Source organism: Schaalia cardiffensis F0333 (assembly GCF_005886435.1).
In the GTDB taxonomy this organism is placed as follows: Bacteria; Actinomycetota; Actinomycetes; order Actinomycetales; family Actinomycetaceae; genus Pauljensenia; species Pauljensenia cardiffensis.
In genome coordinates this window covers 1,272,570-1,294,637 of sequence record NZ_CP040505.1, presented here as the reverse complement: position 1 = coordinate 1,294,637, position 22,068 = coordinate 1,272,570, and the positions used below count along the sequence as shown (strand labels likewise).

The following is a 22,068-nucleotide window of genomic DNA, read 5'->3' as shown; positions in this document are numbered from 1 at the left end:
GGCTGCGCCCCTCAACGCAATCCAGGGTATGCCGAGAGAGCGGGGAATACACGAGAACGCCCCCAAAGCACACCCCTTAATGTGGGAATCCCCATGCGAGCCCCCTGACAAAGGGCCTTTGTGCGCTCATATGGCACGCTTGTCCCTATGAGAATCATCGTCTGCGTGAAGCACGTCCCGGACACCCAGTCCGAGCGCCGATTCGAAGATGGCCGCCTCGTGCGCGGTGAGGATGACGTCCTCAACGAACTCGACGAGAACGCCGTCGAAGCGGCAGTCCAACTCGTCGAAGAACACGGCGGCGAGGTCATCGCCCTCACCATGGGCCCCGAAGACGCTGAAGACGCCCTCATGAGGGCCCTCCAGATGGGAGCAGACCGCGGCGTCCTCATCACCGATGAGCGTCTCGCCGGCGCGGACGCGGGCCTGACCGCCCTCGCGCTCGCGGCAGCGATCCAGAAGATCAACGAGGACGGGGGAATTGACCTTGTCGTCACCGGCATGGCGTCCCTCGACTCAATGACCTCCATGCTCCCGGCGGCCCTCGCAACGCGCCTGGGAATGCCCCTTTTGGGCCTCGCGCATTCGATCGAGGTCGACCCGGGTTCGGGTCGAGTCACGATCGGGCGCACAGTCGATGGCTACGACGACGAATTGGCCGCCGCAATGCCCCTCGTCGTGTCGGTAACAGACCAGATCAACGAGCCCCGCTACCCGGCTTTCGCGGCAATGAAGGCCGCGCGTAAGAAGCCGATGGATCAAGTAGAGCTCGCAGAACTCGCTTCCACTCCCGCAGGTGCGCTCATCGAAGGACGTCCTCGCGTGATTGAGGTCCTCGAAACCGATGAAGTCGTCCGCGAGAGTACCGGAACAATCATCCCGGACTCCGGTGACGCGGGTGCGCGTCTGGCCGCCTACCTCCTTGAAGTGGTGAAGTGACATGAGCAAGAGTCTGTCCCGTCCGATCCTCGTCCTCGTTGATCACTCTGGTTCCGATGCTGAGGGGTGGAGCCTGTCCCCGGCTTCCGCTCAGCTCGTCTCCCATGCACGGACCCTGAGCGACGCGGGTGTGCTCGTCCTTTCCCTGACGAAGGACGCGGATCTGGTGGCCCTGGGCCGCCTCGGTGTTTCGCGGGTCCTCGTTCCCTCTATCGGCGAATCCGCTCCCCGGGTGAGCGCCTGCGTTGCCGACGCCGTCATCGCGGCTCTTGAGGCGCAGGACTTCGGTGCTTTCCTCGTTGTGTCCACCTACCGTGGCCGAGAGGTCGCCTCGCGCATTGCGACACTGATGGACTCAGGGGTTGTCGCAGACGCCACCGACCTTGAGGTCGAGGACGATTCCCTGATCGCGACGACTACCGCCTTGGCGGGCTCCTGGTCGAACAGACTGCGCGTGTCCGGCTCCCTCCCGGTCGCGGCGGTCCGCCCGGGATCTTTCGATGAGACCCCCGCCGAAGAGCCCGAGGCTGCCGCAATCGAAGAGATCCAGGTAACGCCCTCTCCGGAGGCGCTCGCCGTGGAGGTCCTCTCTTCGAGCGTTCAAGCGGGTTCGGGCCGAGTCTCCTTGAGTGAGGCCTCGACCGTCGTCGTCGCGGGACGCGGAACAAATGGTGAGATGGATATCGTCGAGTCCCTCGCCGATGAGCTCGGAGCCGCCATCGGTGCGACCCGTGTCGTCTGCGACGAGGGCTGGGCGTCGCGAACCCTCCAGATCGGCCAGACCGGTGTGTCCGTTTCTCCGAACCTGTACATCGGGCTTGGCGTGTCCGGCGCGATCCACCACACCGTCGGCATGCAATCCTCGGGCCATATCGTTGCCGTCTGCGATGACCCGGATGCACCGATCTTCGAGATCGCCGACTTCGGTGTCGTCGGGGACCTTTTCGAAGTTGTTCCCCAGGCCCTTGAAGCGATCCGAGCCGCTCGCGAGGAGAACTGACGCACTACCTCGACTACGCGGCAACGTGCCCGCTGCGCCCCTCGGCCCTCGAAGCATGGACGAGGACGCAGCGCGACTTGGCTGAAAGCCCCGGCAACCCGGCATCCCTCCACGCGGGGGGACGCCGGGCTCGTCGTATGCTCGAAGACGCTCGCGAACGCATTGGCGCAGCCCTGGGCGCTCATCGCAGCGAGGTCGTCTTCACTTCCGGCGCGACGGAGTCCAATGCCCTCGCAGTCGTGGGCGGTGCCCGGCTGGCGCGCTGTGGCGACCCCCGACGCTCCACCGTCCTGATGTCTGCCCTTGAACATGATGCGGTCAAGGAACAAAGCGAGGTCCTTGTCAGGGAAGGTTTCGCCCTTGAGCTTCTCCCGCTCGGCGGCTCCGGCCTCGTCGATTGTGACCCCGAGCTTTTGGAGGCAATGGCGCATCGTCTAGCCCTGGCCTCCCTCGTGAGCGTCTGCTCCGAACTCGGGACGATCCAGCCCGTAGCAGGGCTCGTCGAAGCATTGGGCGGGGGAGGCAAGAGCACAGAGCGTCCCCTCATCCACACGGACGCGGCTCAGATGCTCAGCCTGCTCCCCTTCGATTTCGCCTCCCTGGGCGTGGACCTGGCTTCCTTTGGAGGGCATAAGATCGGTGCCCCGGTGGGGACGGGAGTCCTCCTGGTGCGCCGCGCATTGAAGCCAGTGACGGACCGTCCGGGAGGAGGCCATGAGCGGGGCATCCGTTCGGGCACGCCCGATGTTGCAGGAGCCGTCGCCCTCGCCGTAGCCCTAGAGGAAACACTCGCGCAGCGCGAGGAGGCGCATCGGCATGCGCTCCACTTGCGTGCTCAGCTGCTTGCGGGGCTGCCTGAGAATGCTCGTCCGAGCGTCGACCCGGCCGATGCCTTACCCTCGATCATTCACTTAAGTCTGGACACCTGGCATCCCGAGGCTGTGCTCATGGCGATGGACGCCGCCGGAATCAGCGTGTCCGCAGGTTCGGCCTGCCATGCGGGAGTCACTCGGCCTTCGCAGATGCTCCTCGCGATGGGGGCCACTGAAGCCGAGGCGCTCGGTGTTGTGAGGGTATCGACGGGCCTGGACACCACGATCGAGGACATTGATGCTTTTCTTCGCACACTGCCGCAGGCGATCCTGGCAGGCCAGGCCCTTGATGCGCGCGAAACCCGCAGGGCTGATCGGCGCTCCGCCTCAGCTCGAGGCGCCCGCCTGGAAGGTACTCCCATGATCGACTCGAATATGAAGGAGGACTGATGCGAGTTCTCGCAGCCTTGTCCGGCGGAGTCGATTCCGCGGTCGCAGCGGCCAGAGCCGTGGATGCCGGTCACGAGGTCGTTGGCGTCCACATGGCCCTGTCATCACAGCCTCAGGAGTGCCGGATCGGTTCGCGCGGCTGCTGCTCTCTCGAGGATGCGGCAGATGCGGCTCGTGCCGCGGAAGTCATGGGGATCCCCTTCTACGTGTGGGACCTCGCTGAAGATTTCGAAGAGCGCGTCATTGCGGACTTCGTCGAACAGTACGCGCTCGGGCGCACGCCCAACCCCTGTGTGCGCTGCAATGAGTTTGTGAAGTTCCGTGAGCTCGCCCAGCGGGCTCGCGCTCTTGGTTTTGACGCGGTGTGTACCGGCCACTACGCCTCGATCCGCGAAGGCGAGTCGGGACGTGAACTGCATCGTGGGGCAGATCCCCTCAAGGATCAGTCCTATGTTCTCGCCGTCATGGGACGTGAAGAACTGTCCAGGGTGATCCTCCCTCTGGGTGAGGTGGCGACGAAGGCCGAGGTGCGAGCCGAGGCTGAGGCGCGAGGACTTGGGGTGTCGAACAAGCCTGATAGTTATGACATTTGTTTCATCCCCGATGGGGATACTCAAGGCTTCCTCCGAGCCCGCCTGGGCTTTGCACCCGGTGACATTGTGACCTCCGAGGGTGAGCTTGTGGGCCGCCACGATGGCTACTGGAACTTCACCGTCGGCCAACGCAAAGGCCTTCGCCTTAAGAACCCAGCGGCCGATGGGCGCCCGCGCTACGTCATTGAGACGCGCCCCGACACGAATCAAGTGATCGTAGGGGCAGCGGAGTTGCTGTCGGTTGAGCGTATTGAGGCCAATGATGTCGTCTGGCTCGCTGAGGATGACATGGCTGAGGAGTGCAGGAATCTTTTCGTTCAGGTGCGCGCTCATGGGGTGCCCGCGGCGGTGTCTGGGCTTGTCCACGAGGATCGCGAGGCGGCGCGAGTCATGGGCGTAGAGGGTGGAATCCTCGTCAGCCTCGCCGAGCCGATCCGAGGGGTCGCCGCCGGACAGTCCCTGGTGGTCTACCGCGGCAGCCGTGTTCTCGGCGAGGGGACGATCCTTCGCGCATCCCGGGGCTGAGTTGGTGCGTCCCGGGGGTGGGTACGCGTCACGGGGGTGTGTGCGCGGCCTCGGGGTGGGGGTGCACGTCCCGGGAACGAGAAAGCGTGAGAGGCTGCGGCGCTGCGGGCAAAGGACCAGTGGAAAGAGGGCCTGAGGTGAACGGAGCAGCCTCCCCCCGGAGGCCCAAGCCTCGAATCCGCGTTTCTTCCCTCTTTCCCGTAGACTTGGCGGGCGCGCGAGTGGCGGAATTGGCAGACGCGCTGGATTTAGGTTCCAGTGTCTTTGACGTGTGGGTTCGAGTCCCATCTCGCGCACCAGAGTTTTCTTTAGGATCCTGCTGGAAAGTCGAGTATGACAGTTGCCTCGACGAGCGGTGACCGGTGCCAGGATCATCTGTGATGAAGCCAGGACACAAGGGATCTTAGAAGAAGGGCTCCGTCGCGCCCAAAGCGTTTCCAATCGTCAACGAGGACAGCGCCCGATCATCAACAAAGACGGCGCTTTCGCCTACCGCGACGGAGGCTGGTGGACGCTCGCGGCTCCCATCAACGGGAAGCCCCAGTACACGCGAGGCAATATTTTGGTCGAAGCGCAGTTCAAGACCGAAGATCTCGGGTCGATGTGGGCCGAAAAGCTTGACGACGATGCCTCGCGCACCGCTGAAATCATCCTTGCCATCGACGGTGCTGTACAGAAGACCGCCGAAGCAGTCAAGACTGCCGCCCAAGCCACAGAAGCAGCCCGAGAAGATGCTCGCCCAGCCCGAGAAGATGCTCGCGCAGAACAAGTGCGCCGTTGCAGAATTGAGAGAGGAAGGCCTCACGATGCAGGACATCGCGACAGTGCTCGGCGTGACCAAAGGCCGAATCTCGCAGCTCGCACATGCCTCAGACAAGAGGAGGAGATCCAGTGAAGAAATACAACCCGATTCACGAATTCGTCGGCTTCGTCGAGCGGCTCTGCAAGGCTGGTGGAACAGTCGGACAGGCCCTGAGTGTGCTCGCCCGAGATGGCGAAGATAAGTGGGAGGTCCAGGCACGCGGTATGAATCTGTTTCTGCGTACCCGCGAATTGCTCACCATGTCCGGACGGCTTGAGGCGAACGCTCAAGTCTTGGACGTGATGCGCAATGCCTTCATCACACCCGACGACTGCTGGGACACCAACGTTGTACCCGAGGTTGACGCCTTCGCCTTGACTGCCTTGCGCAACGTTGCAGACGCCGAAGATATTACTCCGCACCTGCCTCCCGTCCTCGGAACGGCAGAACTCGACACTCTTCAAGAAGCCCTTGAGGAAATGCGTAAGATGCTCGGCGGTGCAACGGAGCTGCCAGAGAACGTCCGCTGGTACATGCTCAGCCTCATCAACCAATGCCTCGACATCATCTCGGGAGGGTCTATCGACTTCGTGCTTCTTCGGTCGATCACGCTCGAAACCTACGGCATGGGGATTTTAACAAGCGCGCACCTTAAGAGGGAACGCCGAGGATTATTCGTGCAAAGTCTTCCGCGCATGGTCGATAAGTGGTTTCTTGGCTTCACCGTTCCCACTGCACGCGGAATCGCTGCGCAGACGACGACAGACTTCATCGGAGATTGAACTCCGCCCATAGCTTGTTCCCCGCGACAGCTCAGCCCAAACCCGCCGCGTCCAGCTTTTGCTTGTGCGCTGTGCACGTGAAGAATCGACGCGAGACGGGTCCGGCGTTGCTCGTGATGACATCCAATATGAGCGGAGTCGGAGCTGCTTCACGCCCTCAAACACGCCACCTCGAGTCCCCGCGCAAGAATCGCAGTTTTCGAGCAAGCCCCGTCCTCTACACCCCCACTGCCACCACACAGTGCGCCAGAGTCGTCGCGAGTGTGCTCGCAGTCGCGGATGATTGCTCGGACAAAGCTCTTATCGAGAGCTTCACTCATCTGCCTCGTGCTGAGAACGCGGGGAGCGCCGAGCTCTTATCCCTGCGGAAGGATCGGCTTATCCTTGCAGGAGTATCGGCAGCACGAAGCGCACGAAGACCGTGACCAAGGCGTTGAACAGGAGTACGCCGAGGAGAAAGACCCATGTCATTGCCGAAACCCCGTCCTTGTTGATGATTCGCCGTCCCGACAGGTCCACGCGATGCGGTGAACTTCCAGGAGACCCCCACGTTCCGTGCATCGGCGCCGCCCCGAGCTTCAAGGCCTGCTCCGAATCGAAGCGACGCGGTATGCGCTCCACCACGCGCCGTCTAAGGAGGGCAAGCGTCGTCTGCAGCTGCTCCATCGCTTCAGGCTTCCACAGGGGCGTGGAATGGGCGAAATAGACGTAGAGCTCGTCATCAATGAGTTCGAACTCGCATGAGCGAGCACTTATCCAGAGCGTCCTCAAGACCTCGGAGGTGAAGAGCCTGAGGGCTTCCTGCTCGAAGCCTTGAGGACACAGCACGGTGAAGCCATGATCGGGATCGCCCTCGGGGAGGAGATCCACCTGCGTGCCCGTACTCAAACCCGCAAGCGACAGAATGGGCGAGCGCCTGTTCCTCACAATGACGTGCGGGCTCTTCGCGGGCAAGTCCATGCGCGCGAAGGCGAAGGGGCGACGCAGATTCACACGATTCGCCGTCTCGCTGCGCATCGCACGACTGCGGCCCACCATGATCTCGCCATAGCGCTCATCATGGCCGCCGAACACGGCGCGCATGACAATGCGCATGTTCTTCGGAAATCCCGTACCCGCCAAAGCGCTCGGCCTCACCCCGGGCCCCGTCTCGATCGCATCGGAGAAATAGTGATCGTTCAAGACTGCGAAGCGCCAGAGTCGGATATCGCGCAAACGCCACACCAACCAGTACGAGTAGGAGGCGCCCACCGCCAGCGCGTAGACGATCGGCAAGATCACCAGGAGCAGCCGAGTCGCGCTAGAGAGGGCATCCACCTCGAACAGACGAGGGACGAGGACGAGAACGCCGAGAAGCCCCGCCTCGCTCATCACCACGAGGGCCGTGATAGCGGTGATGCTCCGGTACCAGGGGACACCGGCCATTCGCCGATACCAGCTAGCCTCTTCTCCAGAGGGCGGGCGGCGCAGACAGGAGGCCTCCCCGAGCAGGGGGCGAGGCGGATCGCTCGCCACAGTCCGGGTCACTCAGTTCGCGGGAAGGCGCCAGGGCAGCAGTCCCCAGGGCCCGCGCTGCTTGGCGTCGAGAGCGATCTCCATCGCGACCACAGCCTCGCGGCACTGTTTGGCATGGTCCTCGTCGGCGCGCCCCTCGCTCCAGTGCATGACCCGTCCGAGGACGTAGCTGCGACCGAAGGCGGCCCAGGAATCGAACTCCTGGCGCGCCACACGATTGATCTCCTCGATCATCCTCAAAGAGTCCTCGCGCGAGATGAGTCCCAGCCCCACGCCCCAGGTGCACACCGCGACGGCTTGGCCGAGAGCATATGCGTCGAAGCTCAGGACCGGCTCGTCAGCGGGGAAGTGCTTCTTACCGAAGGCCTTTTCGTAGTATTCGACGGCGCGCACGAACTCCAATTCCTCGCCCTTGCCGGTGCCACCCGATTCCTTGATCGCCGCGAGCCACTGGCGGCTGCTCGGCTTCTTTCCGCCATTCGCCTGGGCTGCTTGTGCGCGCAGGGTGAGTAGCTGCTGCCACAGTTCGCGTCGACGGCGCTGCATGAACAAGCGCTCGACATTCTCGTAGACGTCATTGCTGCTGTTCAATCCCCACATGTCGCGCAGCTTGTGAAGCGAGCTCGTGCTCGACAAACTTGCAGTCGGGTCATTCCAGTAGTTCTGAGCGTTCGTGATCTGCTGGAAGCCGAGTGCGAGCAGGTTCGCTTCGCGGGTATCGACGGGGAAATCCTTGTTGTAGGCCAGTTTCGAGAACCTGGCGAAAAACTTGAGCACAAGGAACAACACAATGATGCCGAGGAAGCCGAGAGCGATCCACATGATGAGGCGATTTTCCGGCGCAAGGAACCAATCGAACACAGAGGTAATGGACTCCATGAGGTGACGTTCTCCTTTACGACTGTTGGGGTCCCAAGCAGCATTGCATGCGTCGTGGAGAGCGCACAAGATCCAGCTCGCGTGAGGCTGACTCCCTGGGGTGCTCTGCTGGCGCGTGGGACAGAGGGCGAGATCGGAGTGGGCGATGAGGTGGGGATTCGGGTGCTCTGCTGGCGCGTGGGACAGGCTGAGCCGCCTGAGATCCTCGAAACCGCTTTGCAGGGTGCTCTGCTGGCGCGTGGGACAGAAGGTGAAGCGCGAGCCTCGCATTCATTTCCCGCGCCTGCGTCGAGAGAAGCCGCCCATGCGCCCCGCACGCCTTGGAAGAAGTGATCCTCGTGGAAGAACACGCGAGAGCCCCCGTGCGTGCTCCCGGTACCCTGCGCTGCCCGCTGCTCCCTGCTTGTCGAGCGTTGGGCCGCTTCTCACCCTAGCCAACTTCTCACCGCTGCTGTCTTCTCACCCCTACCGTCGGCCTGCGAAATGCTCGGCGTGTGAGTGCGCGTCATACTCCGTAGACTCGAGGTCATGAGCAAGCTCGAAGTGGGGCAGATCGCCCCCGATTTTACGGCCGAATCCACTCACGGCACCATTCACCTGGCGGAACTCCTCAAGGAGTCCGAAAAAGGCGTCATCGTCTACTTCTATCCGAAGGCCTCGACGCCGGGATGCACAAAGGAAGCCTGCGACTTTCGCGACTCCTTGAACTCGCTCAAAGGCATCGGCTATTCGGTGATCGGTATCAGCGCCGACCAGATGGGCCCCCTCGAGCGTTTCGCGGATACACAATCCCTCAACTTCCCCCTCGTCTCCGATCCGGATCACGAGATCCTCGAATCATGGGGAGCCTGGGGGGAGAAGAAGAACTACGGGAGGACATCCATCGGCATCATCCGCTCGACGATCGTCATCGATCCTGCAGGCATCGTCATGAAGGCCCTGTACAACGTGAAAGCCACCGGTCACGTCGCGAGGCTTCGACGAGAACTCGGCATTGAGGACTGAAGGAGAAGGCTTCCCTTATCCTGCGCGATCCTCGCCAACTGCTTGCGAAAAACGAGTTCCCCTTCGGGAAAGACCTTGTCCGAGGCTTCAAGGAGACGAAGGACCTAAGGTGGAAGAGTGCCAACGAGCGCCGATTCCACGGCGTGAAGCCTTTCGCGTTCCTCCTCTTCGACGTCTTCGAAATCCTCGGCGGGAACGAGTCCTTTGATAAAGCTCGCGAAATCGGGTACGAGGAGCGTTCGAGCGTAGTCGAACTCCTGGTCGACGTGGACGACTTGAGGCTCGCCCTCGGGACCGCATTCGCAATAGTCGAGCATGATGACGTCGTGGCCCGCGCTCGGGCATTGACCGAAGACGATTCCAATCGGCGGGTATCCCCATTCCTCGATCATGAATTGCGAGCCGCAACTGCCGCACAGAGAATTCGCCGTGTCCGGGCCGATCGCGGAATATGCGGTGATGGCGACGTGATCTTCTGCCCACGAGGTTTCTTCCATCGTAGGGAAACAGTCCCGATTAAATCCGCCGCCGTTGCAGTGATGACACAATTCGATGTAGGCCGCGGGCAGGCGGTATCCCAAGCGCTTCTCGACCTCGCTGATCGTTTCCTCATCGGGTTGGGGGGCTGAGTCCAGTGCTCCTCGTAGTAGGGGTGATCGGTCCATACGTCATCAAGATCTGAGGCGCTGAAGGAGTGCCTCGACGTATCGCTCATGGTTTCCAGCGTATCTAAGCCCTGGCTGGTGTTCTGCTTGGAGAAACCGCATTCCTCCTCGAGAAGAGACGATGCCCGGCTCAGGAGCGCGGGGTTCTACTTTCGATACTCGGCCTCAATGCGCGCCAGGTATGCCCGTCCGAAGTCCGTCACCGTGAAGACTTTGCGTTTGAGACCGGAACGGACTCCCGGCCGGGTGTCGACTGCGAGCAAGTAGTTTGAGACGAGTCGTTGGAGGGTCCTGTAGAGGCCGCGCTCGGTGAAGGACCATCCGCTCACCTCACTCAGGCGCGTCAAGATCTGCGCTGTGGAGAGCTCTTCTTCTTTGGAGATGATGCGCAGGAGAAACACAGTGGTCGCAGATTTCTTATAGACCTCGACCCAGCTCTCCACCAGGTCGTCGAGGAACTCATCGGCTTCGCTCACGTCACTTCTCGAATCCACGGGACAGGATTGCGCCGAGGGCATGGAGGGTCAGGCCGACTCCCCAGAGGGCCGGCATGGCGATGGCGACGCCGAACCATGCGGGAGCGGTGACGAAGTGCGCGGACTCTCCATCAAGGACCGGATTGGCGGTGACGGCGAGAATGAAGAAGTGGAGCAGGAAGCCGCCGCTGACCGATGCGTAGGTCATCGTGTGCGCCGCGAGGCTGCCGAATCGCACGCGTTTGAGGTGTTTGCCGTAGACGAGGATGAACACCGCGTATCCGAGGGCGATGAGGACGACGCCGAAGTAGGTGAGAAGGCCGACGGTGTTGCCCGTAAGGGCGATCACGATGTGCAAGCCGATATTGGCGGCGAGCATGGAAAGAGCGAAGGGGGTGAGTGCCCTGCGGGCGCTGGTGGTCTTCGCTTCGGGGGGTGCGGTGTTCATGGGTTGCGCCTTTCTTCTTGATCGGCTCTTCTTGATAGGTACTGTACCAATGGTACACCACCGATCATTCAATTTTGGGGTGTTGGTGAAGAGAGGGGTGTTACCGGTCAGATTGTGTGGCGTTGACTCGGGTTTTCCTGATGTTGATGGTGCCGAGATTGTGTTTGGGGTCGTTTGGGTGGGTGTTGGGTGGTGTTCGGGTACCCCGGTTGTGATTTCGGTTGGGGTGAGGGCTGCTTGGTGGTGCCGAGATGGTGTTTGGGGTCGTTTGGGTGGGTGTTGGGTGGTGTTCGGGTACCCCGGTTGTGATTTCGGTTGAGGTGAGGGCTGCTTGGTGGTGCCGAGATGGTGTTTGGGGTCGTTTGGACCCTGTCCGTGCGAAACCGAGTGCTCCGCTGCTACCAGGCGCACCCTTGCTCTCCCTCAGGTTCCAGCGGTCCGTCAGAATATGCCCCACATTCTGGCGGGCATCCCCGGGGGAGGCCACAAGCGGGACACCAAGCCCGCCCTTGGCGGCAAGTGGAGGGCTTATATCCCTCGGGAGAGGCCACAAGTCGGACACTGAACGTGCATAAGTCGGACGAATCAAACTCTGACCTGGGATTTCTTTAAGGATCCAAGACATAAGGTTCGACTTGTGGTCATCCTGACCGTCATACCCCGAAGGGCACCACAGATATTGGCCGACATTCGAGATGGGGGGAGTGAGTGAGTTCATCTCTGAGGGGGAGTCGGTGACTCCATCTTCATGCGAGACTCCACGTAAGACGACTCCACGTAAGACCTAGGGCCGTGGATACGAAAAAGGCACAGCCATACGGCCGCGCCTCTTGGTGCGTCATGGGGGACTTGAACCCTCAACCCGCTGATTAAGAGTCAGCTGCTCTGCCAATTGAGCTAATGACGCGGGGCTCCCTGCGAAAATCGCTAGGAGCAGTGCGTCATGGGGGACTTGAACCCTCAACCCGCTGATTAAGAGTCAGCTGCTCTGCCAATTGAGCTAATGACGCGGGGGCCTTTCGACCGGAATAAGACTTTACCGCCTTCGCCCTGGGGATGCAAAATTGAGCGGTGAGAACAGTGCCACATATGTGGAGTTGAGGGGAGTCATGACACGAGCTTCAGCCTTCGGGGCGATCGGCGCGAAGAATAGTCAAGTCGCCGAGGACTATCTCAAGGAGATGTGGGGGAACGAAGAAGCGGGCGGCGACGGCATCTCGGTCAACGACCTCGCTGCGCGCATGGGGGTTGCGGCCTCAACTGCCTCTGAGAACGTCGCGCGCCTCACCTCCTGGGGGTTCGTCACACACGAGCCCTACAAGAAGGTGCACTTCACCGCTCAGGGCCGACAGATCGCCCTTGGCATGGTCCGTCGTCACCGCCTTTTAGAGACCTACCTCCATGACCGCCTCGGCTTTGAGTGGGATGAGGTTCACGAAGAGGCGGAAATCCTCGAACACGCGGTCTCCGATCGGCTGCTTGAACACATCGACGAAGCACTCGGGTGGCCCGCCCGCGACCCCCACGGTGATCCGATCCCGGACGCGGATGGGCGGATTCGTACGGGAGCCACAGTTCCACTCAGTGAGCAAAGACAAGGGGAGTGGGTGACAGTCGCCCGCCTCTCCGATGAGGACCCGCAAGGGCTTCGTAATCTTGACGAAGCCGGGATCGGCCTCGACTCGCAGATCCGCTTGGCCCGGCTCCCCAATGACGAGGACGGGGCGGGTTGTGCCGGAAATACTGGACCAGCAGGGGAGCAAGTCGCTGTGGATGTTCAAGATGGGGTGGGAACGGTCAACCAGGTCCTCCTCGATGAGACGACCGCGAATCTGATCCGCGTTCGCGCCTGATCCGCGTTCGCGTCTGCACCACCTTTTTGAGCCCCATCCGTCCCGCACTTGTGCTCAGACAGAGCAAAGGAGGGCAAGTCGGGCTCAAGGGTGGAGATGCAGAAAGGGCTCAGATTGGGGCAATAGAGAGAGCATAGGCCAGAGCCGCAAGGTGGGCTCAGGTCAAGGCGTAGGCAGAACACAGTGTCGGTGCTGGCTTGGAGGCAGCCCACGGTCTCAAGTCGTGGCAATAGGGGAGGGCTCAGACCAGGCGCCACAGGGCGAACTCAGGGGTGGGGATACAGAGCGGTCTCAGATCGGGGCAATAGAGAGCCCAGGCCAGGGTCGCTCAGGGCAATAGAAAGAGCTCAGGTCGGGGAACTGGGGGAAGGCAAGTCAAGCCGCAGGAAGAGCTCGGGCTGGGAGCGATAAGGCGCGCTCAGGCAAGGCCACTGAGAGGGGTTCAAGCCAAGGTCGGAGAGCTCATCTCAAGCGGAACATTCGCACCATATCCGGCCGCGCGCAGGCCCTCGCGCAGCTTGCCCATCGTCTCATCGAGTGCCTCATCCGAGGCGGGGGCCGCATTCGAGAGCAAAACATCCGCCTCGCTGCGCAGCGGAATGACATGCAGGTGCGTGTGGGGAACCTCAAAACCCGCGATGACCAGGCCCGAACGGGGAACGTCGAAGCTCTTCTCTTGGACGGCGCCGATCGTGTGGGCGACCTCCACCAGATGGGCGACGACACTGGCGGGCGCATCCGTCCACTTCTCGTAGACGTGACGCGGAACGACGAGGACGTGGCCAGGTGCAGTCGGCTCGATCGTCGCAAAAACGACGCAGAGATCATCGGCCCAGACGAAGCGTCCAGCCCACTTGCCGGAAATGATGTTCTCAAAGACAGTGCTCATGCACTCATTGTCACTCATCGGGCTCGTCTCGTGCCCCGTTCTGCGCCGTTTTCCTGCCGAGTCGATGGTCTACCCTTTAAGGGTTGAATCGTCGATCGTGAAGGAGAAGGTCCTGATGAGCCAGACCCCGGGTATGGAACCCGCCCAGCGGTACACCGCCGAGCTCGCCGGCACCATCGAAAAGGCGTGGCAGGATCGCTGGGACGAGTGGGGAACTTTCAACGCGGACAACCCTGTGGGAGAACTCGCCGGTCCTCTTGCACAGGAAAAGCCCTTCTTCCTCCTCGATATGTTCCCCTACCCCTCGGGCAAGGGCCTGCACGTCGGACACCCCCTCGGCTACATTGCGACCGACACCGTCGCACGCTTCCGCCGCATGAAGGGCGAGAACGTCTTGTACACAATGGGCTACGACGCTTTCGGACTGCCCGCCGAGCAGTACGCCGTCCAAACGGGCCAGCATCCGCGGGTCACGACCGAAGAGAACATTGCGAACATGCGCCGACAGCTGCGTCGCCTCGGCCTCTCGCACGACCGTCGCCGCTCTTTGGCAACGACCGACACCGAATACGTGCACTGGACCCAGTGGATCTTCTTGCAGATCTTCAACTCCTGGTTCGACCCGGAAGCCACCGCCCCCGACGGTTCGCAGGGTGCCGCACGCCCGATCAGTGAGCTCGAAGACAAACTCGCCTCAGGCGAGGTCGCCGTCCCCGACGGGCGCTCCTGGGCTGAGCTTGACCGAATCGAGCGAGCCAAGGTCGTGGACTCCTTCCGCCTCGCCTACGTCTCTGAAGCGCCCGTGAACTGGTGCCCCGGCCTGGGGACCGTCCTGGCGAATGAAGAGGTCACCTCTGAAGGGCGTTCCGAGCGCGGCAACTATCCGGTCTTCACTCGCAACCTGCGTCAATGGATGATGCGGATCACCGCCTACGGCAAGCGCCTCGCTGACGACCTCGACACGATCGACTGGCCGGAGAAGGTCCGCGCGATGCAGCGCAACTGGATCGGCCGCTCTGAAGGCGCCACCGTCACCTTCGAGGTGCCCGAAGCGAAAGCAGCCGGAGCCTCGCAGGCCTCTCTCGACGTCTACACGACCCGTCCCGACACCCTCTTCGGTGCAACCTTCATGGTCGTCGCACCCGAACACCCGATCCTTGGTGGCACCCTTGCAGGAAATGCGGATGACGCCGCCCAGCTCAGCGTCCCAGACTCCTGGCCTGAAGGCACGAAGGAAGAGTGGACCGGGGGCGCGCCCTCTCCCAGAGAGGCAGTCGCAGCCTACCGCGCGCAGGCCGCAGCCAAGACCGAGTCCGAGCGCACGGACGAAGAACGCGTCAAGACCGGCGTTTTCACCGGCTTCTTCGGCATTAACCCCGTGAACGGACGCCCCATCCCCGTGTTCGTCGCCGACTACGTCCTCTGGGGCTATGGTACGGGCGCGATCATGGCGGTTCCTGCCCACGACGACCGCGACTGGGAATTCGCCCGCAAGTACGCGCTCGAGATCATCCGCACGATCGGCCCGGCCAAAGACCCCTACTCTCATAACCTCGACGAGTCGGCCTTCACGGGCGACGGCCTGGCAGTGGACTCCTCGAACGAGGAGATCAGCCTCGACGGGCTTGCGAAGGACGAGGCGAAAACGGCGATGACCGAATGGCTCGAAACAAAGGGCCTGGGCCGCTCCACCATCACCTACCGTCTGCGCGACTGGCTCTTCTCCCGCCAGCGCTACTGGGGCGAGCCCTTCCCGATCGTCTGGGACGAGGACGGCCTGCCCCACGCCTTGCCCGAGGAGATGCTGCCCGTTGATCTTCCCGAGATCACGGACTATTCGCCTCGCACCTTCGATCCGGAAGACGCGAACACGGCGCCCGAGGCGCCGCTGAGCCGAGCCGAGGAGTGGGTGAAGGTTGAACTCGACCTCGGCGATGGGGTGAAGACCTACAGGCGCGAAACCAACACGATGCCGCAGTGGGCGGGATCGTGCTGGTACGAGATGCGCTACACCGACCCGAAGAACCCTCAGGCCCTCGCCGATCAGGAGAACCTCAACTACTGGATGGGGCCGCGCGAAGGCAAGCCGACCGGTGGCACGGACCTGTACGTCGGCGGCGTTGAGCATGCGGTCCTGCACCTGCTCTACGCGCGCTTTTGGCAAAAGGTCCTCTTCGACCTTGGCCACGTTCCCGACGCTGAGCCCTACCACACGCTCTTCAACCAGGGCTACGTGCAGGCCTACGCCTTCAAGGACGCGCGCGGACAATATGTTCCCGCCGACGAGGTCGAAGGTGAGGAGTCGAGCGGCTTCACCTACGAGGGCGAGCCGGTGACCCGCGAGTACGGCAAGATGGGCAAGTCGCTGAAGAACATCGTGACGCCCGATGAGATGTACGACGCCTACGGGGCTGATGTTTTCCGCGTCTACGAGATGAGCATGGGCCCGCTTGACGTGTCCCGCCCCTGGGAGACTCGCGCAGTCGTTGGCTCTCAGCGCTTCTTGCAGCGCCTGTGGAGGAACACAGTCGATGAGGAGAGCGGTGAGCCGAGCATCTGTGAAGAGCCCGCCGACCTTGAGACGAAGCGCCTGCTCGCCCGCATGATCGCGGATGTGACAGTCGAATACGAGAACATGCGCGTCAACACTGCGATCTCGAAGCTCATCGTCTTGAACAATCACCTGACGGGCCTGAAGTCCGTTCCCCGCGAGATCATCGAGCCCCTGATCCTCATGCTCTCCCCGGTCGCCCCGCATATCGCTGAAGAGCTTTGGATGCGTCTGGGACACTCGCAGTCCCTGGCTCGTGAGCCTTTCCCGATCGTCGAGGACGAGTCTCTCCTCGTTGAGGACAGCGTCACCGCGATCGTGCAGGTCAATGGTAAGGTCCGCGCGAAACTTGAAGTTCCCCCGTCGATCAGTGAAGACGAGCTGCGTGAGCGGGCCCTCGCTCAAGGGCCGATTGTGAAGATCTTGGACGGTCGTGATCCTGTGAAGATCATCCTTCGCGCGCCCTCGCTGGTGAACCTCGTTGTGCCTCGAGGCTGAACCTCTGCATCACGGCTTGGACCCGGCCCTTCGTTTTTCGAGGGGCCGGGTCTTCGCTGAGCGGGTAGGCTCGTGCCCCGGGGCGCCAGGGCCCCGACAGTATTGAGGAGGATTCATGCCCGAGGGCGATGCGATTCGCAGGCTCGCGTCCACGATGAACGAACTCTTCACGGGTGGGAGCGTCCTCGCCTCCTCCCCGCAGGGGCGCTTCGCGGCCTCGGCCGAGAAGATCAACGGGCGTGTCCTCGAGCGGATCCGCGTTCACGGCAAGCACATGTTCATCGGTTTCGTTCCCCCCGAGGCCGTGGGCAGTGAACCGCAGGAGTGGATGCATATCCACCTCGGCTTATACGGATGGTGGCGTTTCAACGGTGACGAAAGCGTCGTCGATGAGGGCCACGGGGTCGCCCATCGTATTGCCCCCGTCGCGAAAGGGGAGTGGGATGGGCACTCCGAAACCCGTTGGGGCGAAGGCTATGGTCAGGCCGCGAAAGGCGAGTGGGAGCCTCCCGAACCCGTCGGCCAGGTGCGCTTCCGCATGTATAACGAACACGCCGTCGCCGACCTCATCGGACCGAACCGTTGTGAACTCATCTCGAATGAGGAACGGATCGCAGCGCAGGCGAAGCTTGGCCCGGATCCTCTCGACGAGGGCGCGCGCGAGGACCGAGAGGCGGCGAAGAGATTCGCCGAGGTTGCGCACGCGAAGAAGCGCGCCATTGGCGAGATCGTTATGGATCAGGCAATCATCGCGGGGGTCGGCAATATCTACCGGGCGGATGCCCTCTTCCTTGCGGGGATCTCCCCCTACCGCAAGGGATCGAACATCTCCGCCAAGCGCTTGACAGACCTGTGGGTCCTCATCTGCGATCTGATGAACAGGGGATTGGCCGCCGGGCGTTTGGAGACAATGGACCCGCTTGAGGCCCCGAATCCTCCCCTTGAAGGTGATGAGGAAGCGTCGCGCTGGTACGTCTATCACCGGACGGGCAGGCCCTGCCTGCGCTGCGGCACTCCTGTGCGAGAAGCGCTCATGCAGAACCGTCGCCTCTTCTGGTGTCCTTCGTGCCAGCGTTGAGGTGCTATCAGTCGATCTCTTCGAATCCGAGGTCGTCGTAGAGTTCGGCCGCTCCTGAGTGGCGGCCATCGATCCGCAGGGCGAGGGAATCGAAACCCCAGTCCTTGCAACGGCTCGCGACCTCGGCGATGAGGGCCGTGGCAATGCCTCGGCGCCGATACTCGGGGTCGATGACGAGGTCGACGACGAAAGGACCATCGGGGGCGTCATCCCAGGGGGATTCTCGGACGACGAGGATTGCTCCGACGAGGGTCCCGCCGTCCCAAGCGCCAACGAAGGAATCTTCGGTCGTCGGACCGAAGGCGCCGTCGAAGGTGAGTCTGAGCTCTTCAGAAGTCTCCAGGAGTGCTTCAGCTGTCGTGGGATCGCCGTAGGCGTCCAGGGTGAGGACGGCGAGCACGGGGATGTCGTAACGGGTGAGCGTCGCGATTTCGACTCCTGCCGGGCGATCGACATCGGTCAACGCATTCACCGGTGCGTGAAGAGTGCGCTGTTCCATGCCTCAAGCATAGGTGGTGCGCATCACAATCGGATGCGTTTGGGGTGCTGAGTGGGGAAAAGAGCAGCTCAGATGTACAACTCAGGTTCGTCGAGGAAGTAGACGGGATCAATGATGAGATCATCGTCTTTCGTGTCCTGGCAGGGCTTGGGCAAGAGCTTCGCGGGTACGCCGATCGCGACCGAGCCACAGGGCACGTCCTTCACGACCACCGCGTTCGCACCGATCTTCACCCCGTCGCCGACGGTGATCGGCCCCAAAACCTTCGCCCCGGCGCCGATCATGACGTGACTGCCGATCGTGGGGTGACGCTTGCCGGGGGTCATGGAGACCCCGCCGAGGGTTACGCCGTGGAAGATCACGACATCCTCGCCGACCTCGGTCGTCGCACCAATGACGACACCGGTCGCATGATCAATGAAGACACGGCGTCCAATGACCGCCGCCGGATGGATATCGACTCCCGTGAAGGAACGTGAAATCGAGGACAGGATGCGCGCGGGAAGCTTGACCTTGCGGACCCAGAGGGCATGGGAGAGGCGGTGCGCCCATAGAGCGTGGACCCCGGGATAGGTGAGGGCGACTTCGAGGGCCGAGGTTGCGGCTGGATCACGGTGACAAGCGGTGTGAAGATCCTCTTTGAGGAGGCGTGCGGCTCGCAACGGATTCATCACCATGATCGTCCCTTCGCTAAAACTCCTCCAGTCTATCGGCTGGAGGGCGCTGGTCTTGAATGAGTGGGAGAGTTCTGAGTTGGGCTCAGCGGGGGAGCTCTGAGCTGGGCTCAGTGGGAGGGTGCTGAACCTGAGCCAACGGGGCAGATGGAGAGCGAGAGAGTTCTCTCCATCCGCCCGGGTCATCACTCCCTCAGATCATCGAAGAGCGCGGTTGAAAGGTAGCGCTCACCGGTGTCGGGAAGAAGAGTCACGATCGTCTTGCCCGCGAATTCCTCGCGTGCAGCAACGAGGGCGGTTCCCGCAAGCGCCGCCCCAGAGGAGATCCCCACGAGGAGCCCTTCTTCGGCGGCGGCTCGACGCGCGTATTCCAATGCCTCAACGGTCTTGACGGAGACGACCTCGTTAATGAGGGAGGCATCGTAGTTGCCGGGCAGGAAGTTGGGCATCAGGCCCTGAATGCCATGCGGCCCTGCACTCCCACCAGTCAGGAGCGGAGATTCGGCGGGCTGAACCGCGATGATCGTGACATTCGGGTTCTTCGCCTTGAGGGACTTCGCGATCCCCGAGATAGTGCCCCCCGTGCCGACACCGGCCACGAAAACATCGACCTGGCCCTCGGTGTCGGCCCAGATCTCCTCGCCGGTCGTAGCGACATGTGCTGCGGGGTTTGCGGGATTATCGAATTGGGAGGCGATGATCGAACCGGGGCGCTCATCGTGGATACGCTCAGCCTCGGCGACTGCTGCTGCGACCCCGCCCTTGGGGTCGGTGAGAACGAGTTCAGCGCCGAAAGCACGGACGATGATGCGACGCTCGACGCTCATGGATTCGGGCATCACGATCACGACCTTGTATCCGCGAGCGGCGCCAACCATTGCAAGGGCGATGCCGGTGTTGCCCGAAGTCGCTTCGATGATTGTGCCTCCGGGATTGAGTTCGCCAGAGGCCTCTGCTGCGTCAATGATCGAAGCGGCGATGCGGTCCTTCACCGAGGACGCGGGATTGAAAGCCTCGAGTTTGGCGATCACATGCGCATCGGTGGTGATGAGTGAGTTGATGCGGACGAGGGGGGTGTGGCCGATGAGTTCAGCGACACAAGAAGCGATACGGGACATGAATTTCCTCAGGAATGGTGAAAGCGCTGAAAAACCACAGCGCGAAAGAAGGGGAGGAGGGGCGCTCGCTCAGGCGAGGCTCAGGGCGAATGACAGTGCATAAGAGCACTATGGGGGTCATTCGCCCGCAAGACAGTGACACAGGCACACCGAAGCGAGGTGGGGGTGGATTCCCCGGTCCATCTGCTGGGGCTCAATCATGCTGACACTTTTACAACTTCAGGTGGGATCCGTCCACCTCGATTCGGCGAGTGGCCACCATGTGGAACTGTGAAACACCAGAAGACAGTGAAGCGAGGAGAGCATCGAAGGGTTCGCGCTCGCCGGGATTCACGCCGATACGAATACTCACTTCGTTTCCCCAGTCGACGCCAAGGATTTCGGCTCTGCCGTGACGAAGCTCCGCTTCGATCCGTCCCGCGTCGCCTGGGAGAAGGTGGGCCTCAAGAACCTCAATGTCTTTGAGATGCGCCCTTGGGGCCTTCGCCAGGGCCTCGGAAACCGCTGTGGAGTAGGCGCGAATCAAACCGCCGCCCCCTAAGAGGATTCCTCCGAAATAACGGGTGACGACTGCGGTCACGTTCCATACGCCCGCGAGCTTGAGAGCTTCGAGCATGGGGGTGCCGGCTGTCCCTGAGGGCTCTCCATCGTCGCTTGAGTGTTGGTGCGGATCGCGTCCTTCTACTTGGATCACATAGGCGGAGCAGTTGTGGCGCGCCTGCGGATGCTCGGCTTTCACTGCGTCAATGAGGGCTCGGGCTTGTTCGGGTGAATCCGTGCGAGCAAGAGTCGTCAAGAAGCGGGACTTCTTGATTTCGATCTCGTGGTGGATCACGCTGCCCTCACGGATCGTCTCAATGATCGCCATCTTCATGCTCCTCATCCGGGTTCGATTGAGCGTCCACGCGGGCAATGGCACATTGGTGCGGGCCCATGGAGCTTGTGTTCAACACGTGGGGTTGTGTTCAACACGCAGAGCACGTCGAGCGATGCTCCTTGGGGGCTCCTTCTTATCTTTCAGGGTAGGCGATGAGTACGCGCTCTTTCTCACTGCTCGTCCTGTGGTGTTCGGGGTGCCTCGACCTCGTTGATGTCCTGCTCATGTCCACTGAGTCCTAAGCACCACGTGTTGGAAGCGCAAGGTAGTGAGGAAGCGCAAGATGCTGAGGGGAGCACAAGGTAGTGAGGGGAGCGCAAGACGGGGAGGAGATGTAATGAGAATCGCAGCGCAGGTGAAGGGGCCTGGCTTCGGAGCGCAGATCGTGACGTGCTAATATTTCAGGGTTGCCGTCACTGGGACGGGCCGGTCGGGCCCTTCTTGCGGCGCCGAGCGTCGGGCGGCGGTCCTCAGACCACCAAACGACCATACGACTACCGAGAAGAGAGGGGAGGCACGATCATGGCAGTTCCGAAGCGAAAGATGTCCCGTGCAAACACCCGCACTCGCCGTTCCACGTGGAAGGCCAATCTCACCGAGCTCAACACCGTTAAGGTTGCTGGCCGTGAGGTGCGTATTCCGCGCCGTCTGGCGAAGGCGTACAAGAACGGTCTGCTGGACATCGAGGCCTGACCTCGAATCCGCAGCTGGGCCCGGTGCGAGAGCACCGGGCCTTTTCTTCACCCGAACTGGCGAGCGCATACACCCGAACTGGCGAGCGCACGCACCTGTGCAACTTGACCAGCCCCTGTGGTGAGAATCTGCGGGGAACTATCATCGCAAGTGAGCAGCTCCCAAAGCGGGGCAGGCGCAGCACACAACACCTTTTCCGAATTGCGGTGAGTTTTCGGTCAATTGGGGCTGGCTGTGCCACCTTCACGGGGCGCAGCGCACAACAGCGTCTTCGAATTGGGGTGAGAGGCGGATCGCCGCTAGGCTTGACCATGCGCGCCAGCGCTTGCCTCCGTAGCTCAATGGATAGAGCACCGGCCTTCTAATCCGATGGTTGCAGGTTCGAGTCCTGTCGGGGGCGCAGATACGACGGCGGAGGCTACGGGGGCTCCTTGAGCGAGCCCACGT

At 62.0% G+C, this 22,068-nt stretch carries 21 protein-coding genes and 4 tRNA genes; 13 read left to right on the top strand and 12 right to left on the bottom strand.

All coding sequences use genetic code 11. The annotated features are described in order from the left end of the window. Positions 1-147: 147 nt before the first annotated feature. The 7 genes from FFA61_RS05400 to FFA61_RS05370 all read left to right on the top strand — a co-directional run bounded on the left by FFA61_RS05400 (position 148) and on the right by FFA61_RS05370 (position 5,903). Complete coding sequence (locus FFA61_RS05400; RefSeq protein WP_005964281.1) at positions 148-939, top strand: electron transfer flavoprotein subunit beta/FixA family protein; 792 nt, start codon at positions 148-150, stop codon at positions 937-939. Between the two features lies 1 nt (position 940). Then, complete coding sequence (locus tag FFA61_RS05395; RefSeq protein WP_005964278.1) at positions 941-1,939, top strand: electron transfer flavoprotein subunit alpha/FixB family protein; 999 nt, start codon at positions 941-943, stop codon at positions 1,937-1,939. Continuing rightward, positions 1,936-3,201 carry a cysteine desulfurase family protein gene (locus FFA61_RS05390; RefSeq protein WP_083879490.1) on the top strand — a complete coding sequence of 422 codons (1,266 nt, stop codon included), beginning with the start codon at positions 1,936-1,938 and terminating at the stop codon, positions 3,199-3,201. Before FFA61_RS05395 ends, FFA61_RS05390 begins: the two co-directional genes overlap by 4 nt. Beyond that, positions 3,201-4,319: a tRNA 2-thiouridine(34) synthase MnmA gene (mnmA, locus tag FFA61_RS05385; RefSeq protein ID WP_005964273.1), complete on the top strand. Its 1,119-nt coding sequence runs from the start codon at positions 3,201-3,203 to the stop codon at positions 4,317-4,319. Before FFA61_RS05390 ends, mnmA begins: the two co-directional genes overlap by 1 nt. 215 nt (positions 4,320-4,534) lie before the next feature. Next, positions 4,535-4,618 (top strand) — tRNA-Leu (locus FFA61_RS05380). A 41-nt stretch (positions 4,619-4,659) separates the two neighbouring features. Beyond that, positions 4,660-5,214, top strand: coding sequence for a hypothetical protein (locus FFA61_RS09185; RefSeq protein WP_175406556.1), 555 nt, complete (start codon positions 4,660-4,662; stop codon positions 5,212-5,214). Beyond that, positions 5,211-5,903: a hypothetical protein gene (locus tag FFA61_RS05370; RefSeq protein WP_005964267.1), complete on the top strand. Its 693-nt coding sequence runs from the start codon at positions 5,211-5,213 to the stop codon at positions 5,901-5,903. The genes FFA61_RS09185 and FFA61_RS05370 overlap by 4 nt, the downstream gene beginning before the upstream one ends. A gap of 378 nt (positions 5,904-6,281) precedes the next feature. Here the strand turns inward: FFA61_RS05370 and FFA61_RS05365 are convergent, their stop codons facing one another. Then, complete coding sequence (locus tag FFA61_RS05365; protein ID WP_005964264.1) at positions 6,282-7,328, bottom strand: hypothetical protein; 1,047 nt, start codon at positions 7,326-7,328, stop codon at positions 6,282-6,284. A gap of 102 nt (positions 7,329-7,430) precedes the next feature. Further along, positions 7,431-8,297 (bottom strand): DUF1266 domain-containing protein, encoded by an 867-nt coding sequence (locus tag FFA61_RS05360; RefSeq protein WP_040314158.1) that lies wholly within the window; start codon positions 8,295-8,297, stop codon positions 7,431-7,433. Between the two features lie 528 nt (positions 8,298-8,825). Here FFA61_RS05360 and FFA61_RS05355 point away from each other — a divergent pair. Further along, on the top strand, positions 8,826-9,302 hold the full coding sequence (locus FFA61_RS05355; protein ID WP_005964259.1) for a peroxiredoxin: 477 nt from the start codon (positions 8,826-8,828) through the stop codon (positions 9,300-9,302). Between the two features lie 104 nt (positions 9,303-9,406). On the opposite strand, the gene FFA61_RS05350 is transcribed toward FFA61_RS05355, so the two are convergent. The 5 genes from FFA61_RS05350 to FFA61_RS05330 all read right to left on the bottom strand — a co-directional run bounded on the left by FFA61_RS05350 (position 9,407) and on the right by FFA61_RS05330 (position 11,901). Continuing rightward, positions 9,407-9,967 (bottom strand): SMI1/KNR4 family protein, encoded by a 561-nt coding sequence (locus tag FFA61_RS05350; protein WP_005964256.1) that lies wholly within the window; start codon positions 9,965-9,967, stop codon positions 9,407-9,409. Positions 9,968-10,113: 146 nt separating this feature from the next. Then, a complete protein-coding gene (locus tag FFA61_RS05345; RefSeq protein WP_005964254.1) occupies positions 10,114-10,443 on the bottom strand; it encodes a PadR family transcriptional regulator in 330 nt (109 codons plus the stop codon). 1 nt (position 10,444) lies between these two features. Next, positions 10,445-10,891, bottom strand: coding sequence for a hypothetical protein (locus FFA61_RS05340; protein ID WP_005964251.1), 447 nt, complete (start codon positions 10,889-10,891; stop codon positions 10,445-10,447). A gap of 831 nt (positions 10,892-11,722) precedes the next feature. Beyond that, positions 11,723-11,798, bottom strand: a tRNA-Lys gene (locus FFA61_RS05335). 30 nt (positions 11,799-11,828) lie between these two features. Continuing rightward, positions 11,829-11,901, bottom strand: a tRNA-Lys gene (locus FFA61_RS05330). Between the two features lie 99 nt (positions 11,902-12,000). On the opposite strand from FFA61_RS05330, the gene FFA61_RS05325 reads away from it, so the two are divergent. Next, positions 12,001-12,744: a metal-dependent transcriptional regulator gene (locus tag FFA61_RS05325; RefSeq protein ID WP_131247341.1), complete on the top strand. Its 744-nt coding sequence runs from the start codon at positions 12,001-12,003 to the stop codon at positions 12,742-12,744. Between the two features lie 442 nt (positions 12,745-13,186). On the opposite strand, the gene FFA61_RS05320 is transcribed toward FFA61_RS05325, so the two are convergent. Beyond that, entirely contained in the window at positions 13,187-13,633 is a 447-nt protein-coding gene (locus FFA61_RS05320; protein ID WP_040314156.1) for an HIT family protein, read from the bottom strand. Positions 13,634-13,748: 115 nt separating this feature from the next. Between FFA61_RS05320 and FFA61_RS05315 the strand changes: the two genes are divergently transcribed. Continuing rightward, a complete protein-coding gene (locus FFA61_RS05315) occupies positions 13,749-16,682 on the top strand; it encodes a leucine--tRNA ligase (protein ID WP_040314343.1) in 2,934 nt (977 codons plus the stop codon). A gap of 115 nt (positions 16,683-16,797) precedes the next feature. Then, entirely contained in the window at positions 16,798-17,760 is a 963-nt protein-coding gene (locus FFA61_RS05310; protein ID WP_005964233.1) for an Fpg/Nei family DNA glycosylase, read from the top strand. A 7-nt stretch (positions 17,761-17,767) separates the two neighbouring features. Here the strand turns inward: FFA61_RS05310 and FFA61_RS05305 are convergent, their stop codons facing one another. From FFA61_RS05305 to FFA61_RS05290, 4 genes are all read right to left on the bottom strand, one after another. Further along, positions 17,768-18,259 carry a GNAT family N-acetyltransferase gene (locus FFA61_RS05305; protein WP_005964230.1) on the bottom strand — a complete coding sequence of 164 codons (492 nt, stop codon included), beginning with the start codon at positions 18,257-18,259 and terminating at the stop codon, positions 17,768-17,770. Between the two features lie 68 nt (positions 18,260-18,327). Then, entirely contained in the window at positions 18,328-18,936 is a 609-nt protein-coding gene (cysE, locus tag FFA61_RS05300) for a serine O-acetyltransferase (RefSeq protein WP_051057867.1), read from the bottom strand. A gap of 182 nt (positions 18,937-19,118) precedes the next feature. Continuing rightward, positions 19,119-20,051 carry a cysteine synthase A gene (gene cysK / locus FFA61_RS05295; RefSeq protein ID WP_005964225.1) on the bottom strand — a complete coding sequence of 311 codons (933 nt, stop codon included), beginning with the start codon at positions 20,049-20,051 and terminating at the stop codon, positions 19,119-19,121. Between the two features lie 211 nt (positions 20,052-20,262). Then, positions 20,263-20,919, bottom strand: coding sequence for a YigZ family protein (locus tag FFA61_RS05290; RefSeq protein ID WP_040314154.1), 657 nt, complete (start codon positions 20,917-20,919; stop codon positions 20,263-20,265). 531 nt (positions 20,920-21,450) lie between these two features. Between FFA61_RS05290 and rpmF the strand changes: the two genes are divergently transcribed. Both rpmF and FFA61_RS05280 read left to right on the top strand, forming a co-directional pair. Next, positions 21,451-21,621 carry a 50S ribosomal protein L32 gene (gene rpmF / locus FFA61_RS05285; protein ID WP_005964219.1) on the top strand — a complete coding sequence of 57 codons (171 nt, stop codon included), beginning with the start codon at positions 21,451-21,453 and terminating at the stop codon, positions 21,619-21,621. A 327-nt stretch (positions 21,622-21,948) separates the two neighbouring features. Further along, positions 21,949-22,021, top strand: a tRNA-Arg gene (locus FFA61_RS05280). Positions 22,022-22,068 lie beyond the last annotated feature (47 nt).

Excerpts from the sequence above, each read along its gene's own strand:
- FFA61_RS05395 (WP_005964278.1), top strand. The coding sequence starts at position 941 with ATGAGCAAGAGTCTGTCCCGTCCGATCCTCGTCCTCGTTGATCACTCT.
- rpmF (WP_005964219.1), top strand. The coding sequence starts at position 21,451 with ATGGCAGTTCCGAAGCGAAAGATGTCCCGTGCAAACACCCGCACTCGC.
- FFA61_RS05365 (WP_005964264.1), bottom strand. The coding sequence starts at position 7,328 with ATGGCCGGTGTCCCCTGGTACCGGAGCATCACCGCTATCACGGCCCTC.
- FFA61_RS05305 (WP_005964230.1), bottom strand. The coding sequence starts at position 18,259 with ATGGAACAGCGCACTCTTCACGCACCGGTGAATGCGTTGACCGATGTC.
- FFA61_RS05355 (WP_005964259.1), top strand. The coding sequence starts at position 8,826 with ATGAGCAAGCTCGAAGTGGGGCAGATCGCCCCCGATTTTACGGCCGAA.
- FFA61_RS05290 (WP_040314154.1), bottom strand. The coding sequence starts at position 20,919 with ATGGCGATCATTGAGACGATCCGTGAGGGCAGCGTGATCCACCACGAG.
- FFA61_RS05325 (WP_131247341.1), top strand. The coding sequence starts at position 12,001 with ATGACACGAGCTTCAGCCTTCGGGGCGATCGGCGCGAAGAATAGTCAA.
- mnmA (WP_005964273.1), top strand. The coding sequence starts at position 3,201 with ATGCGAGTTCTCGCAGCCTTGTCCGGCGGAGTCGATTCCGCGGTCGCA.
- FFA61_RS05400 (WP_005964281.1), top strand. The coding sequence starts at position 148 with ATGAGAATCATCGTCTGCGTGAAGCACGTCCCGGACACCCAGTCCGAG.
- FFA61_RS05315 (WP_040314343.1), top strand. The coding sequence starts at position 13,749 with ATGAGCCAGACCCCGGGTATGGAACCCGCCCAGCGGTACACCGCCGAG.
- FFA61_RS05360 (WP_040314158.1), bottom strand. The coding sequence starts at position 8,297 with ATGGAGTCCATTACCTCTGTGTTCGATTGGTTCCTTGCGCCGGAAAAT.
- cysK (WP_005964225.1), bottom strand. The coding sequence starts at position 20,051 with ATGTCCCGTATCGCTTCTTGTGTCGCTGAACTCATCGGCCACACCCCC.
- FFA61_RS05340 (WP_005964251.1), bottom strand. The coding sequence starts at position 10,891 with ATGAACACCGCACCCCCCGAAGCGAAGACCACCAGCGCCCGCAGGGCA.
- FFA61_RS05350 (WP_005964256.1), bottom strand. The coding sequence starts at position 9,967 with ATGGACCGATCACCCCTACTACGAGGAGCACTGGACTCAGCCCCCCAA.
- cysE (WP_051057867.1), bottom strand. The coding sequence starts at position 18,936 with ATGGTGATGAATCCGTTGCGAGCCGCACGCCTCCTCAAAGAGGATCTT.
- FFA61_RS05320 (WP_040314156.1), bottom strand. The coding sequence starts at position 13,633 with ATGAGCACTGTCTTTGAGAACATCATTTCCGGCAAGTGGGCTGGACGC.
- FFA61_RS05310 (WP_005964233.1), top strand. The coding sequence starts at position 16,798 with ATGCCCGAGGGCGATGCGATTCGCAGGCTCGCGTCCACGATGAACGAA.